Source organism: Streptomyces sp. DH41 (genome assembly GCF_029813785.1).
GTDB lineage: Bacteria > Actinomycetota > Actinomycetes > Streptomycetales > Streptomycetaceae > Streptomyces.
The window spans coordinates 1-13,794 of the sequence record NZ_JARVKY010000031.1; the positions used below are offsets into that span (position 1 = coordinate 1).

At 70.5% G+C, this 13,794-nt stretch carries 13 protein-coding genes; 12 read left to right on the forward strand and 1 reads right to left on the reverse strand.

Going from position 1 to position 13,794, the window contains the following annotated elements; translation table 11 throughout:
- Positions 1-61 precede the first annotated feature (61 nt).
- Positions 62-565, reverse strand: a complete 504-nt coding sequence (gene bldD / locus QC283_RS34435; protein ID WP_279565701.1) for a transcriptional regulator BldD — start codon at positions 563-565, stop codon at positions 62-64.
- A 296-nt stretch (positions 566-861) separates the two neighbouring features.
- On the opposite strand from bldD, the gene pyrR reads away from it, so the two are divergent.
- The 12 genes from pyrR (at position 862) to coaBC (ending at position 13,790) form a co-directional block, all read left to right on the forward strand.
- Entirely contained in the window at positions 862-1,491 is a 630-nt protein-coding gene (pyrR, locus tag QC283_RS34440) for a bifunctional pyr operon transcriptional regulator/uracil phosphoribosyltransferase PyrR (RefSeq protein WP_279565702.1), read from the forward strand.
- 114 nt (positions 1,492-1,605) lie between these two features.
- Positions 1,606-2,586 carry an aspartate carbamoyltransferase catalytic subunit gene (locus QC283_RS34445; protein WP_279565703.1) on the forward strand — a complete coding sequence of 327 codons (981 nt, stop codon included), beginning with the start codon at positions 1,606-1,608 and terminating at the stop codon, positions 2,584-2,586.
- Between the two features lie 4 nt (positions 2,587-2,590).
- Positions 2,591-3,877: a dihydroorotase gene (locus tag QC283_RS34450; RefSeq protein ID WP_279565704.1), complete on the forward strand. Its 1,287-nt coding sequence runs from the start codon at positions 2,591-2,593 to the stop codon at positions 3,875-3,877.
- Positions 3,874-4,440 (forward strand): PH-like domain-containing protein, encoded by a 567-nt coding sequence (locus QC283_RS34455; RefSeq protein ID WP_279565705.1) that lies wholly within the window; start codon positions 3,874-3,876, stop codon positions 4,438-4,440. Before QC283_RS34450 ends, QC283_RS34455 begins: the two co-directional genes overlap by 4 nt.
- Entirely contained in the window at positions 4,437-5,594 is a 1,158-nt protein-coding gene (gene carA, locus QC283_RS34460) for a glutamine-hydrolyzing carbamoyl-phosphate synthase small subunit (RefSeq protein ID WP_279565706.1), read from the forward strand. The genes QC283_RS34455 and carA overlap by 4 nt, the downstream gene beginning before the upstream one ends.
- Positions 5,587-8,895: a carbamoyl-phosphate synthase large subunit gene (gene carB / locus QC283_RS34465; protein ID WP_279565707.1), complete on the forward strand. Its 3,309-nt coding sequence runs from the start codon at positions 5,587-5,589 to the stop codon at positions 8,893-8,895. Before carA ends, carB begins: the two co-directional genes overlap by 8 nt.
- A gap of 79 nt (positions 8,896-8,974) precedes the next feature.
- Positions 8,975-10,081, forward strand: coding sequence for a quinone-dependent dihydroorotate dehydrogenase (locus QC283_RS34470; protein ID WP_279565708.1), 1,107 nt, complete (start codon positions 8,975-8,977; stop codon positions 10,079-10,081).
- Positions 10,078-10,932: an orotidine-5'-phosphate decarboxylase gene (gene pyrF / locus QC283_RS34475; RefSeq protein ID WP_279565709.1), complete on the forward strand. Its 855-nt coding sequence runs from the start codon at positions 10,078-10,080 to the stop codon at positions 10,930-10,932. The genes QC283_RS34470 and pyrF overlap by 4 nt, the downstream gene beginning before the upstream one ends.
- A gap of 223 nt (positions 10,933-11,155) precedes the next feature.
- Positions 11,156-11,479: an integration host factor gene (locus tag QC283_RS34480; protein WP_003977346.1), complete on the forward strand. Its 324-nt coding sequence runs from the start codon at positions 11,156-11,158 to the stop codon at positions 11,477-11,479.
- Positions 11,480-11,516: 37 nt separating this feature from the next.
- A complete protein-coding gene (gene gmk / locus QC283_RS34485; RefSeq protein WP_210961445.1) occupies positions 11,517-12,110 on the forward strand; it encodes a guanylate kinase in 594 nt (197 codons plus the stop codon).
- A gap of 81 nt (positions 12,111-12,191) precedes the next feature.
- Complete coding sequence (rpoZ, locus tag QC283_RS34490) at positions 12,192-12,464, forward strand: DNA-directed RNA polymerase subunit omega (RefSeq protein ID WP_018570191.1); 273 nt, start codon at positions 12,192-12,194, stop codon at positions 12,462-12,464.
- Positions 12,465-12,587: 123 nt separating this feature from the next.
- Positions 12,588-13,790: a bifunctional phosphopantothenoylcysteine decarboxylase/phosphopantothenate--cysteine ligase CoaBC gene (coaBC, locus tag QC283_RS34495; protein WP_279565710.1), complete on the forward strand. Its 1,203-nt coding sequence runs from the start codon at positions 12,588-12,590 to the stop codon at positions 13,788-13,790.
- Positions 13,791-13,794 lie beyond the last annotated feature (4 nt).

The window sequence follows — 13,794 nt, forward strand, 5'->3', positions numbered from 1 at the left end:
GGCCGGAACCGCTTGGTTCCGGCCACCCCCGGCGGCACGTTTCTGCTGGGGCGGGTGCGCCTCAGGCGTCCTCGTGGGACGCCACCGCGCGGCGCGCGTCCGCGTCCAGCACACCCCAGCTGATCAGCTGCTCGGTGAGGACCGAGGGCGACTGGTCGTAGATGACGGCGAGCGTGCGCAGGTCGTCCTGACGGATCGAGAGCACCTTGCCGTTGTAGTCACCGCGCTGCGACTGGATCGTGGCCGCGTAACGCTGCAGCGGGCCCGCCTTCTCGGCCGGCACCGTGGCCAGCTGCTCCAGGTCCAGGACCAGCTTCGGCGGCGGCTCGGCGGCCCCGCCCGGAGTGGTGCCGGGCAGCAGCTCCTGCACGGGAACGCCGTAGAAATCCGCCAGCTCGGCGAGGCGCTGCACGGTCACGGCACGGTCGCCGCGCTCGTACGAACCGACCACGACGGCCTTCCAGCGGCCCTGGGACTTCTCCTCGACACCGTGGAGGGAAAGGCCCTGCTGGGTGCGGATGGCCCGGAGCTTGGCCCCGAGCTGTTTGGCGTATTCGCTGGACATATGGCTCCCCGGACAAGGTGTCGACGCGGCTGCTGTGTTGCGTGCCGCGCGGCTGGTAACTCACTGTGAGGTTACGCAGCGTTACTCTCCTGCGTCAAGCCGAATGGTCCGCACCGACTCTTCCGTGGTATCCGAGATCGGCTACTCCGAGCGGGTGACGCGGATGCGGCAGAAGAGTGACGGGGGAGTGTCGCGGGCGCCGTCGGAGCGCCTCCGTGAGCCTGATACCGTAGGTGGCGCATATTCGACGTCCTTTAACGTCCGTCCCGTGAGGCGGAGAAGGAGGTCCGTTTCTTATGGACAAGCAGCAGGACGAACAGCAGGACGCGCGACCGAACGCGCTCCAGAGTGATCCGCGGGACACGCGGTCCGACGCGCGGCCCGTTCTCGAAGGGCCCGACATCGCGCGGGTCCTGACCCGTATCGCCCACGAGATCGTCGAACGCGCCAAGGGCGCCGACGACGTGGTGCTCCTCGGCATTCCGACCCGGGGCGTCTTCCTCGCCCGCCGGCTCGCCGACAAGCTCGAGCAGATCACCGAACGCAAGATGCCGGTCGGCTCGCTCGACATCACCATGTACCGCGACGACCTGCGCATGCACCCGCCGCGTGCCCTGGCCCGCACGGAGATCCCCGGTGACGGCATCGACGGCCGCCTGGTCGTCCTCGTCGACGACGTGCTCTTCTCCGGCCGCACCATCCGCGCCGCCCTCGACGCGCTGAACGACATCGGCCGCCCGCGCGCGGTGCAGCTCGCCGTGCTCGTCGACCGGGGCCACCGCGAACTGCCCATCCGCGCCGACTACGTCGGCAAGAACCTCCCGACGTCGCTGCGGGAGACGGTCAAGGTCCAGCTCGCCGAGGAGGACGGTCGCGACACCGTGCTGCTCGGTGCCAAGCCGGCCGCCCCGGGCGCCCACCCCTAGCACCTCGCGTACGCGCCCAGCCGTGCCGTACGCCCGCTCGGTGTGCCCGCACGCACGCCCGGCCGCCCGAATTATCCCGCTCTTCCGCATGAATCGCCCTACGGAGCCTGACAGATGCAGCGTCATCTCATCTCGGCCGCCGACCTCACCCGCGACGACGCCGTCCTGATCCTCGACACCGCCGAGGAGATGGCCCGGGTCGCCGACCGGCCGATCAAGAAACTGCCGACCCTGCGCGGCCGTACCGTCGTCAACCTCTTCTTCGAGGACTCGACGCGGACCCGGATCTCCTTCGAGGCCGCGGAGAAGCGGCTGTCCGCGGACGTCATCAACTTCACCGCCAAGGGATCGAGCGTCTCCAAGGGCGAGTCCCTCAAGGACACCGCCCAGACGCTGGAGGCCATGGGCGTCGACGCCGTCGTCATCCGGCACGGCGCCTCCGGGGCCCCGTACCGGCTGGCCACCTCCGGCTGGATCGACGCCCACGTCATCAACGCCGGCGACGGCACCCACCAGCACCCCACCCAGGCCCTGCTGGACGCCTTCACCATGCGCCGCCGCCTGGTCGGCCGCGACACCGGCCTCGGCAAGGACCTGGACGGGCGCAGGATCACGCTCGTCGGCGACATCCTGCACAGCAGGGTCGCCCGCTCCAACGTCGACCTGCTGCACACCCTGGGTGCCGAGGTGACCCTCGTCGCCCCGCCCACCCTGCTGCCGGTCGGCGTCGAGACCTGGCCCTGCGAGGTCTCCTACGACCTCGACTCGACCCTGACCAAGTCCGACGCGGTGATGCTGCTGCGCGTGCAGCGCGAGCGCATGAACGCCGCGTTCTTCCCGACCGAGCGCGAGTACTCCCGCCGCTACGGCCTCGACGGCGACCGCATGGCGAAGATGCCCGGCCACTCCATCGTGATGCACCCCGGCCCGATGGTCCGCGGCATGGAGATCACCGCCGAGGTCGCCGACTCCGACCGCTGCACCGCCGTCGAGCAGGTCACCAACGGCGTCTCCATCCGGATGGCCGTCCTGTACCTGCTGCTCGGCGGCAACGAACCCGCCGTCTCCCACGCCCGTCCCACCGAGGAGAAGTAAGAACATGAGCAAGACCCTGATCCGCGGTGCGAAGGTGCTCGGCGGCGAGCCGCAGGACGTGCTGATCGACGGGGCCGTCATCGAGGCGGTCGGCCAGAACCTCTCCGCCGAGGGCGCCGAGGTCGTCGAGGCCGACGGCAAGGTGCTGCTGCCCGGCCTGGTCGACCTGCACACCCACCTGCGCGAGCCCGGCCGCGAGGACTCCGAGACCGTCCTCACCGGTACCCGCGCGGCGGCGAGCGGCGGCTACACCAACGTCTTCGCCATGGCCAACACCTTCCCGGTCGCCGACACCGCCGGCGTCGTCGAGCAGGTCTGGCGGCTCGGCAAGGAGTCCGGCTACTGCGACGTGCAGCCCATCGGCGCCGTCACCGTCGGCCTGGAGGGTGCCAAGCTCGCGGAGCTGGGCGCCATGCACGAGTCCGCGGCCGGCGTCACCGTCTTCTCCGACGACGGCAAGTGCGTCCACGACGCCGTGATCATGCGCCGCGCCCTGGAGTACGTGAAGGCCTTCGGCGGCGTCGTCGCCCAGCACGCCCAGGAGCCCCGGCTCACCGAGGGCGCCCAGATGAACGAGGGCGTCGTCTCCGCCGAGCTGGGTCTCGGCGGCTGGCCCGCCGTCGCCGAGGAGTCGGTCATCGCCCGGGACGTGCTGCTCGCCGAGCACGTCGGCTCCCGCGTCCACATCTGCCACCTGTCGACGGCCGGCAGCGTCGAGATCGTCCGCTGGGCCAAGTCCCGCGGCATCGACGTCACCGCCGAGGTCACCCCGCACCACCTGCTCCTCACCGACGAGCTGGTCCGGTCGTACAACCCGGTCTACAAGGTCAACCCGCCGCTGCGCACGGAGCGCGACGTGATGGCGCTGCGCGAGGCGCTCGCCGACGGCACGATCGACATCGTCGCCACCGACCACGCCCCGCACCCGCACGAGGACAAGGACTGCGAGTGGGCCGCCGCCGCCATGGGCATGGTCGGCCTGGAGACCGCGCTGTCGGTGGTGCAGGAGACCATGGTGGACACGGGCCTGCTGGACTGGGCCGGCGTCGCCGACCGGATGTCCTTCAAGCCCGCGCAGATCGGACAGGCCACCGGGCACGGCCGTCCCGTCTCGGCTGGTGAGCCCGCCAACCTCACCCTCGTCGAGGCGGCATACCGTGGTCAGGTGGACCCCGCGGGCTTCGCCTCGCGCAGCCGCAACACCCCCTACGAGGGTCGTGAGCTGCCGGGCCGTGTGACGCACACGTGGCTGCGGGGCAAGGCCACGCTCGTCGACGGGAAGCTCACGTGACACCTTTCATCCTGCTGGCCGCCGAGAAGGAATCGGCGGAAGTGACCGACTGGGCCGCCCGCCTCGGCTGGGTCGTCGGCCTCGGCCTGTTCGTCGCCCTCGTCTACTGGCTGATGCGCGAGGGCTGGAAGTGGCGCAGCACCCTCCAGGGCGACCTGCCGGAGCTGCCCAGCGCGCCGGACGCCCCCGGCCCGCCCAGAATGAGCCTGAGTGGCCGCTATCACGGCTCCACCACCGCCGGACAGTGGCTGGACCGCATCGTGGCGCACGGCCTGGGCACCCGCAGCCGGGTCGAGCTGACACTGACGGACGCGGGACTGGACGTCGTACGCCCCGGCGCGGACGACTTCTTCGTCCCCGTCGCCGCACTGCGCGAGGCCCGGCTCGACAAGGGCATCGCCGGCAAGGTCCTCACCGAGGGCGGCCTCCTGGTCGTCACCTGGGAGCACGGCGACAAGATGATCGACTCCGGCTTCCGCTCCGACCACGCGGCCGAGCACAACGACTGGGTCGAGACCCTGAACGACATGATCAACAAGACGGAAACGGAAGGCGCACGATGACGACCTCCACCCGGGGAGCTGTGAAAACTCCCGCCGTACTCGTCCTGGAGGACGGCCGGATCTTCCGCGGCCGTGCCTACGGGGCCGTGGGGGCCACGTTCGGCGAAGCCGTGTTCTCCACCGGCATGACCGGCTACCAGGAGACCCTCACCGACCCGTCGTACCACCGCCAGGTCGTCGTGATGACCGCCCCGCACGTCGGCAACACCGGCGTCAACGACGAGGACATGGAGTCCAAGAGGATCTGGGTCTCCGGCTACGTCGTGCGCGACCCCGCGCGCGTGCCCTCCAACTGGCGCTCGACGCGCACGCTGGACGAGGAACTGGCCGTCCAGGACGTCGTCGGCATCTCCGGCATCGACACCCGCGCCCTCACCCGCCACCTGCGTGAGCGCGGCGCCATGCGCGTCGGCATCTTCAGCGGCGAGGCCGTCCAGGACGACGCCACGCTGCTGGCACGCGTCAAGGAAGCCCCCGAGATGACCGGCGCCGACCTCTCCGCCGAGGTCGCCACCACCGAGGCGTACGTCGTCCCGGCGATCGGTGAGAAGAAGTACACCGTCGCCGCCATCGACCTCGGCATCAAGGGCATGACCCCGCACCGCATGGCCGAGCGCGGCATAGAGGTGCACGTCCTGCCCGCCACGGCGACCGTCGAGGACGTCTACGCCGTCAACCCCGACGGCGTGTTCTTCTCCAACGGCCCCGGCGACCCCGCCACCGCCGACCACCCGGTCTCGGTCATGCGCGGCGTCCTGGAGCGCGGCACCCCGCTCTTCGGCATCTGCTTCGGCAACCAGATCCTGGGCCGCGCCCTCGGCTTCGGCACCTTCAAGCTGAAGTACGGCCACCGCGGCATCAACCAGCCGGTGCAGGACCGTACGACCGGCAAGGTCGAGGTCACCGCGCACAACCACGGCTTCGCCGTCGACGCCCCGCTCGACAAGGTCTCCGACACCCCCTACGGCCGCGCCGAGGTCTCCCACGTCTGCCTCAACGACAACGTGGTGGAGGGCCTCCAGCTCCTCGACCGGCCGGCCTTCAGCGTCCAGTACCACCCCGAAGCGGCGGCCGGCCCGCACGACGCCGCCTACCTGTTCGACCGCTTCACGTCTTTGATGAGCACAGTCTCGATGGAGGGCCAGCGTGCCTAAGCGCACCGATATCCAGTCCGTCCTGGTCATCGGCTCCGGCCCGATCGTCATCGGCCAGGCCGCCGAGTTCGACTACTCCGGTACCCAGGCGTGCCGCGTGCTCAAGGCCGAGGGCCTGCGCGTCGTCCTGGTGAACTCCAACCCGGCGACGATCATGACCGACCCGGAGATCGCCGACGCCACCTACGTCGAGCCGATCACCCCCGAGTTCGTCGAGAAGATCATCGCCAAGGAGCGGCCCGACGCGCTGCTGCCCACCCTGGGCGGCCAGACAGCCCTGAACACCGCGATCTCCCTGCACGGCAACGGCGTCCTGGAGAAGTACGGCGTCGAGCTGATCGGCGCCAATGTCGAGGCCATCAACAAGGGCGAGGACCGCGACCTCTTCAAGGACGTCGTCGAGGAGGTCCGCAAGAAGATCGGCCACGGCGAGTCGGCCCGCTCCTACATCTGCCACTCCATGGACGACGTCCTCAAGGGCGTCGAGGAGCTCGGCGGCTACCCGGTCGTCGTCCGCCCCTCCTTCACCATGGGCGGCGCGGGCTCCGGCTTCGCCCACGACGAGGAGGAACTGCGCCGCATCGCCGGGCAGGGCCTCACCCTCTCGCCGACCACCGAGGTGCTCCTGGAGGAGTCCATCCTCGGCTGGAAGGAGTACGAGCTGGAGCTGATGCGCGACAAGCACGACAACGTCGTGGTCGTCTGCTCCATCGAGAACTTCGACCCCATGGGCGTCCACACCGGCGACTCGATCACCGTCGCGCCCGCGATGACGCTGACCGACCGCGAGTACCAGGTGCTCCGCGACGTCGGCATCGCGATCATCCGCGAGGTCGGCGTCGACACCGGCGGCTGCAACATCCAGTTCGCGGTGAACCCCGAGGACGGCCGCGTCATCGTCATCGAGATGAACCCGCGCGTGTCGCGCTCCTCGGCCCTCGCCTCCAAGGCGACCGGCTTCCCGATCGCCAAGATCGCCGCCAAGCTGGCCGTCGGCTACACCCTGGACGAGATCCCGAACGACATCACGCAGGAGACCCCGGCCTCCTTCGAGCCGACCCTCGACTACGTGGTCGTCAAGGCCCCGCGGTTCGCCTTCGAGAAGTTCCCGAGCGCGGACTCCACGCTGACCACCACCATGAAGTCGGTCGGCGAGGCCATGGCCATCGGCCGCAACTTCACCGAGGCCTTCCAGAAGGCGCTGCGCTCGCTGGAGAAGAAGGGCAGCCAGTTCACCTTCGTCGGCGAGCCCGGCGACAAGACGGAACTGCTGCGCGAGGCCGTCCGGCCGACCGACGGGCGGATCAACGCCGTCATGCAGGCCATCCGCGCGGGCGCCACCCCCGAGGAGGTCTTCGAGTACACGAAGATCGACCCCTGGTTCGTCGACCAGCTCTTCCTCATCAAGGAGATCGCCGACGAGCTCGCCGAGGCGCCCGAACTGACCGCCGACCTGCTCGCCGAGGCCAAGCGGCACGGCTTCTCCGACCAGCAGCTCGGCGAGATCCGCGGCCTGCGCGAGGACGTCGTCCGAGAGGTCCGGCACGCGCTCGGCATCCGCCCGGTCTACAAGACGGTCGACACCTGCGCCGCCGAGTTCGCCGCGAGGACGCCGTACTTCTACTCCTCCTACGACGAGGAGACCGAGGTCGCGCGCCGCGAGAAGCCGGCCGTCATCATCCTGGGCTCCGGCCCGAACCGCATCGGCCAGGGCATCGAGTTCGACTACTCCTGCGTCCACGCCTCCTTCGCGCTCAGCGACGCCGGGTACGAGACCGTGATGGTCAACTGCAACCCGGAGACCGTCTCCACCGACTACGACACCTCCGACCGGCTGTACTTCGAGCCGCTCACGCTGGAGGACGTCCTGGAGATCGTCCACGCCGAGCAGCAGGCCGGCCCGATCGCGGGTGTGATCGTCCAGCTCGGCGGCCAGACCCCGCTGGGCCTGGCCCAGGCGCTCAAGGACAACGGCGTGCCGGTCGTCGGCACCTCGCCCGAGGCCATCCACGCCGCCGAGGACCGGGGCGCCTTCGGACAGGTCCTCGCGGAGGCCGGCCTGCCGGCCCCCAAGCACGGCACCGCCACCACCTTCGCCGGGGCCAAGGCCATCGCCGACGAGATCGGCTACCCGGTCCTCGTGCGGCCCTCCTACGTCCTCGGCGGACGCGGCATGGAGATCGTCTACGACGAGACCCGCCTGGAGGCGTACATCGCCGAGTCGACCGAGATCAGCCCGTCCCGCCCGGTCCTGGTCGACCGGTTCCTGGACGACGCGATCGAGATCGACGTGGACGCCCTGTACGACGGCGAGGAGCTGTACCTCGGCGGCGTCATGGAGCACATCGAGGAGGCCGGTATCCACTCCGGCGACTCGGCGTGCGCCCTGCCCCCGATCACGCTCGGCGGCTTCGACATCAAGCGGCTGCGCGCCTCCACCGAGGGCATCGCCAAGGGCGTCGGCGTGCGCGGCCTGATCAACATCCAGTTCGCGCTGGCCGGGGACATCCTCTACGTCCTGGAGGCCAACCCGCGCGCCTCGCGCACCGTCCCCTTCACCTCGAAGGCGACCGCGGTGCCGCTGGCCAAGGCCGCCGCCCGCATCTCGCTGGGCGCCACCATCGCCGAGCTGCGCGCCGAGGGCCTGCTCCCGGCAGGCGGCGACGGCGGCGAACTGCCGCTGGACGCGCCGATCTCCGTCAAGGAGGCCGTGATGCCGTGGTCCCGCTTCCGGGACATCCACGGCCGCGGCGTCGACACGGTCCTCGGCCCGGAGATGCGCTCCACCGGCGAGGTCATGGGCATCGACTCGGTCTTCGGCACGGCGTACGCCAAGTCGCAGGCCGGCGCGTACGGGCCGCTGCCGACCAAGGGGCGGGCGTTCATCTCGGTCGCCAACCGCGACAAGCGCTCGATGATCTTCCCGGCCCGCGAGCTGGTCGCCCACGGCTTCGAGCTGATGGCCACCTCCGGCACCGCCGAGGTCCTCAAGCGCAACGGCATCAACGCCACCGTCGTGCGCAAGCAGTCCGAGGGCACCGGTCCGAACGGCGAGAAGACCATCGTCCAGCTGATCCACGACGGCGAGGTCGACCTCATCGTCAACACCCCGTACGGCACCGGCGGCCGCCTCGACGGCTACGACATCCGTACGGCGGCCGTGGCACGCTCCGTGCCGTGCCTGACGACGGTCCAGGCGCTCGCCGCGGCGGTCCAGGGCATCGACGCCCTCACCCACGGAGACGTGGGAGTGCGCTCGCTCCAGGAACACGCGGAGTTCCTGATCGCGGCCCGCGACTAGCAGCCCCGAGGGGGACACCGGAAACGGTGTCCCCCTCTTCATGAGCCCCCCGAGCGTCACAGAGGCTTCACGAGGACACATGTACAAGATCTTCTTCAAGCTCGTCTTCTCCCGCATGGACCCGGAACAGGCCCACCACCTCGCCTTCCGCTGGATCCGTCTCGCCGTCCGCGTCCCCGTGCTGCGCACCTTCGTCGCCGCCGCGCTCGCGCCGCGCCACAAGGAGCTGCGCACCGAGGCCCTGGGCCTGCGCATGCACGGGCCCTTCGGGCTCGCCGCCGGCTTCGACAAGAACGCGGTCGCCGTCGACGGCATGGCGATGCTCGGCTTCGACCACGTCGAGATCGGCACCGTGACGGGGGAGCCGCAGCCCGGCAACCCCAAGAAGCGGCTGTTCCGGCTCGTGGCCGACCGGGCGCTGATCAACCGCATGGGCTTCAACAACGACGGTTCGCTGGCCGTCGCCGCCCGCCTGGCCTCCCGTACGGCCGTCTTCCGGACCGTCGTCGGCGTCAACATCGGCAAGACGAAGGTCGTCCCGGAGGAGGAGGCCGTCGGCGACTACGTGAAGTCCGCCGAACGGCTGGCCCCGCACGCCGACTACCTCGTCGTCAACGTCTCCTCCCCGAACACGCCCGGCCTGCGCAACCTCCAGGCCACCGAGGCGCTGCGTCCGCTGCTGACCGCGGTCCGCGAGGCCGCCGACCGCGCGGTCACCGCGCGGCGCGTCCCCCTCCTGGTGAAGATCGCGCCGGACCTCGCCGACGAGGACGTCGACGCCGTCGCCGACCTGGCCGTGGAGCTGGGCCTGGACGGCATCATCGCCACCAACACCACCATCGCGCGCGAGGGACTCGGCCTGACGTCCTCGCCCGTCCTGGTGCGGGAGACCGGCGGACTGTCCGGCGCCCCCCTCAAGGAGCGGTCCCTGGAGGTGCTGCGCCGCCTCTACGCGCGCGTGGGCGACCGGCTCACCCTGGTGGGCGTCGGCGGCGTCGAGACCGCCGAGGACGCCTGGCAGCGCATCCTGGCCGGGGCCACGCTGGTCCAGGGCTACAGCGCGTTCATCTACGAGGGGCCCTTCTGGAGCCGCGCCGTCCACAAGGGCCTCGCCGCGCGCCTGCGGCAGAGCCCCTACGCCACCCTCGCCGACGCGGTCGGCGCCGATGTGAGGAAGCCCCGATGACCAGCACGACGGCACTCGAGCCCTTCGGCGCCCGGCTGCGCCGCGCGATGGACGAGCGCGGCCCGCTGTGCGTCGGCATCGACCCGCACGCCTCCCTGCTCGCCGAGTGGGGCCTGGACGACGACGTGGCGGGCCTGGAGCGCTTCAGCCGCACCGTCGTCGAGGCGGTGGCCGACCGGGTCGCCGTCCTCAAGCCGCAGAGCGCCTTCTTCGAGCGCTTCGGATCGCGCGGCGTCGCCGTCCTGGAGAAGTCGGTCGAAGAGGCGCGGGCGGCCGGCGCGCTGGTCGTCATGGACGCCAAGCGCGGGGACATCGGTTCGACCATGGCGGCGTACGCCGAGTCCTTCCTGCGCAAGGACGCCCCGCTGTTCTCGGACGCGCTCACCGTCTCGCCGTACCTGGGCTACGGCTCCCTGAAGCCGGCCGTCGACATGGCACGCGAGAGCGGCGCGGGGCTGTTCGTGCTGGCGCTGACCTCCAACCCGGAGGGCGGCGAGGTCCAGCACGCGGTCCGCGCCGACGGACGCGGCGTCGGGGCGACGATGCTGGCACACCTGGCCGCGGAGAACGCGGGGGAGGCGCCGCTGGGTTCCTTCGGCGCGGTGGTCGGCGCCACCCTCGGCGACCTGTCGTCGTACGACCTGGACATCAACGGCCCGCTCCTGGCGCCGGGCATCGGCGCGCAGGGAGCCACCCCGGCGGATCTGCCGCGGGTCTTCGGCGCCGCGGTGCGCAACGTCGTTCCCAACGTCAGCCGGGGTGTTCTGCGTCACGGCCCCGATGAGCCGGCGTTGCGGAGGGCCGCGGACCGTTTCGCGGAGGAGATCAGGACCGCGGTCACGGCGGCCTGATGCTGAATACATCCTCAAATCCGAGGCAATATGTCCTAAATGTCAGGCCTGGCGGAGGCTGACCAGGACTTTTCCGCTGTTCTCGCTGACTCTGGCGGACATGACCGCTAGTCTCCGACAGGAGTCAACGGGCGAGCGTGTTGCTCGTGGCTCCCCAGGTGTGGGGCGACTAGGTTCCTCACCGGTCCGTATCCGACAGTTCGACATCCGAGGTGACGTAGGCGTGGCTCTTCCGCCCCTTACCCCTGAACAGCGCGCAGCCGCGCTCGAAAAGGCCGCCGCGGCTCGCCGGGAGCGGGCCGAGGTCAAGAATCGACTCAAGCACTCCGGCGCCTCCCTCCACGAGGTCATCAAGCAGGGCCAGGAGAACGACGTCATCGGCAAGATGAAGGTCTCCGCCCTCCTCGAGTCCCTGCCGGGCGTGGGCAAGGTCCGCGCCAAGCAGATCATGGAGCGACTGGGCATCTCCGAGAGCCGCCGTGTGCGTGGGCTCGGTTCCAACCAGATCGCCTCCCTGGAGCGCGAGTTCGGCAGCACCGGCAGCTGAGTCCGGAGCACTCCGGGATTGCTGGAATAATCGCTGCATGGCTGCAACACCCCGGGGGACGTCCCCCGTACCCCCGGACGCACGTCCGCGGCTGACCGTGCTCTCCGGCCCCTCGGGGGTCGGCAAGAGCACGGTCGTCGCCCATATGCGCAAGGAACACCCCGAGGTCTGGCTGTCGGTCTCGGCGACGACCCGCAGACCCCGCCCCGGCGAGCAGCACGGCGTCCACTACTTCTTCGTCACCGACGAGGAGATGGACAAGCTGATCGCCAACGGCGAGCTGCTGGAGTGGGCCGAGTTCGCCGGCAACCGCTACGGCACGCCGCGTGCCGCCGTACTGGAGCGCCTGGAGGCCGGTGAGCCGGTGCTCCTGGAGATCGACCTCCAGGGCGCGCGGCAGGTCCGCGAGTCCATGCCCGAGGCCCAGCTGGTGTTCCTGGCCCCGCCCTCCTGGGAGGAGCTGGTGCGCAGGCTCACCGGCCGGGGCACCGAGCCGCCGGAGGTGATCGAGCGCCGCCTCGCCGCCGCCAAGGTCGAGCTGGCGGCCGAGCCCGAGTTCGACCAGACCCTGGTCAACACCTCCGTCGAGGACGTGGCGCGCGAGCTGCTAGCCTTGACGAACGTCGTGTGATCGCGACTGGTCTGCTGATCCCGACCGATCAGCCGGCCGATTCACTCGACTGAATCTTTCCCATCCATCGGAAGGTAGAGCGTGTCCTCTTCCATCTCCGCGCCCGAGGGCATCATCAACCCGCCGATCGACGAGCTCCTCGAGGCCACGGACTCGAAGTACAGCCTCGTGATCTACGCGGCCAAGCGGGCCCGCCAGATCAACGCGTACTACTCGCAGCTCGGTGAAGGCCTCCTCGAGTACGTCGGTCCCCTCGTCGACACCCACGTCCACGAGAAGCCGCTCTCGATCGCCCTGCGCGAGATCAACGCGGGGCTGCTGACCTCCGAGGCCATCGACGGTCCGGCGCAGTAGTACCGGCAGCAATGGCGGTAGTATCCTCAGCCTGAAGCTGACTTTTCCACAGGCCCGGCAGCGCGACTGCCGGGCCTGTGGTGTGTGATGGGTCGAACGCGTTTTCCGAGTCGGGGAGAGACGGTGGACAAGCCCAAGGTCGTTCTGGGGGTCAGCGGCGGTATCGCCGCGTACAAAGCCTGTGAGCTGCTGCGCAGATTCACCGAGTCGGGGCACGAGGTCCGGGTCGTCCCCACCGCCTCCGCCCTGCACTTCGTCGGTGCCGCCACCTGGTCCGCCCTCTCCGGCCACCCCGTGTCGACCGAGGTGTGGGACGACGTCCACGAGGTCCCGCACGTGCGCATCGGCCAGCACGCCGACCTGGTCGTCGTCGCCCCGGCCACCGCGGACATGCTCGCCAAGGCGGCCCACGGCCTCGCCGACGACCTCCTCACCAACACGCTGCTCACGGCCCGCTGCCCGGTCGTCTTCGCCCCCGCCATGCACACCGAGATGTGGGAGCACCCGGCCACCCAGGAGAACGTGGCGACGCTGCGCCGCCGCGGCGCGGTCGTCGTCGAGCCCGCCGTCGGCCGCCTCACCGGCGTCGACACCGGCAAGGGCCGGCTGCCCGACCCGGGCGAGATCTTCGAGGTCTGCCGCCGGGTGCTCGCCCGCGACGCGGCCGAGCCCGATCTCGCCGGACGCCATGTCGTCGTCAGCGCCGGCGGCACCCGAGAGCCCCTCGACCCGGTCCGCTTCCTCGGCAACCGCTCCTCCGGCAAGCAGGGCTACGCCCTCGCCCGCACCGCCGCCGCCCGGGGCGCCCGCGTCACGCTGGTCGCGGCGAACGCGTCGCTGCCGGACCCGGCCGGCGTGGACGTGGTCCCGGTGGGCACGGCCGTGGAACTGCGCGAGGCGATGCTGCGTGCCGCGGCGGACGCCGACGCCGTCGTCATGGCCGCCGCGGTCGCGGACTTCCGGCCGGCGACGTACGCCGCCGGGAAGATCAAGAAGAAGGACGACCAGGAGCCCGCGCCGATCACCCTGGTGCGCAACCCGGACATCCTCGCGGAGATCTCCGCGGACCGGGCCCGCTCCGGTCAGGTGGTCGTGGGTTTCGCCGCCGAGACCGACGACGTCCTCGCCAACGGCCGGGCCAAGCTGAAGCGCAAGGGCTGCGACCTCCTCGTGGTCAACGAGGTGGGGGAGCGCAAGACCTTCGGATCCGAGGAGAACGAAGCCGTCGTCCTCGGCGCCGACGGCAGCGAGACCCCGGTGGCGCACGGCCCGAAGGAAGCCCTGGCCGAAACCGTGTGGGACCTCGTGGCCCGACGGCTCGGCTGAATGA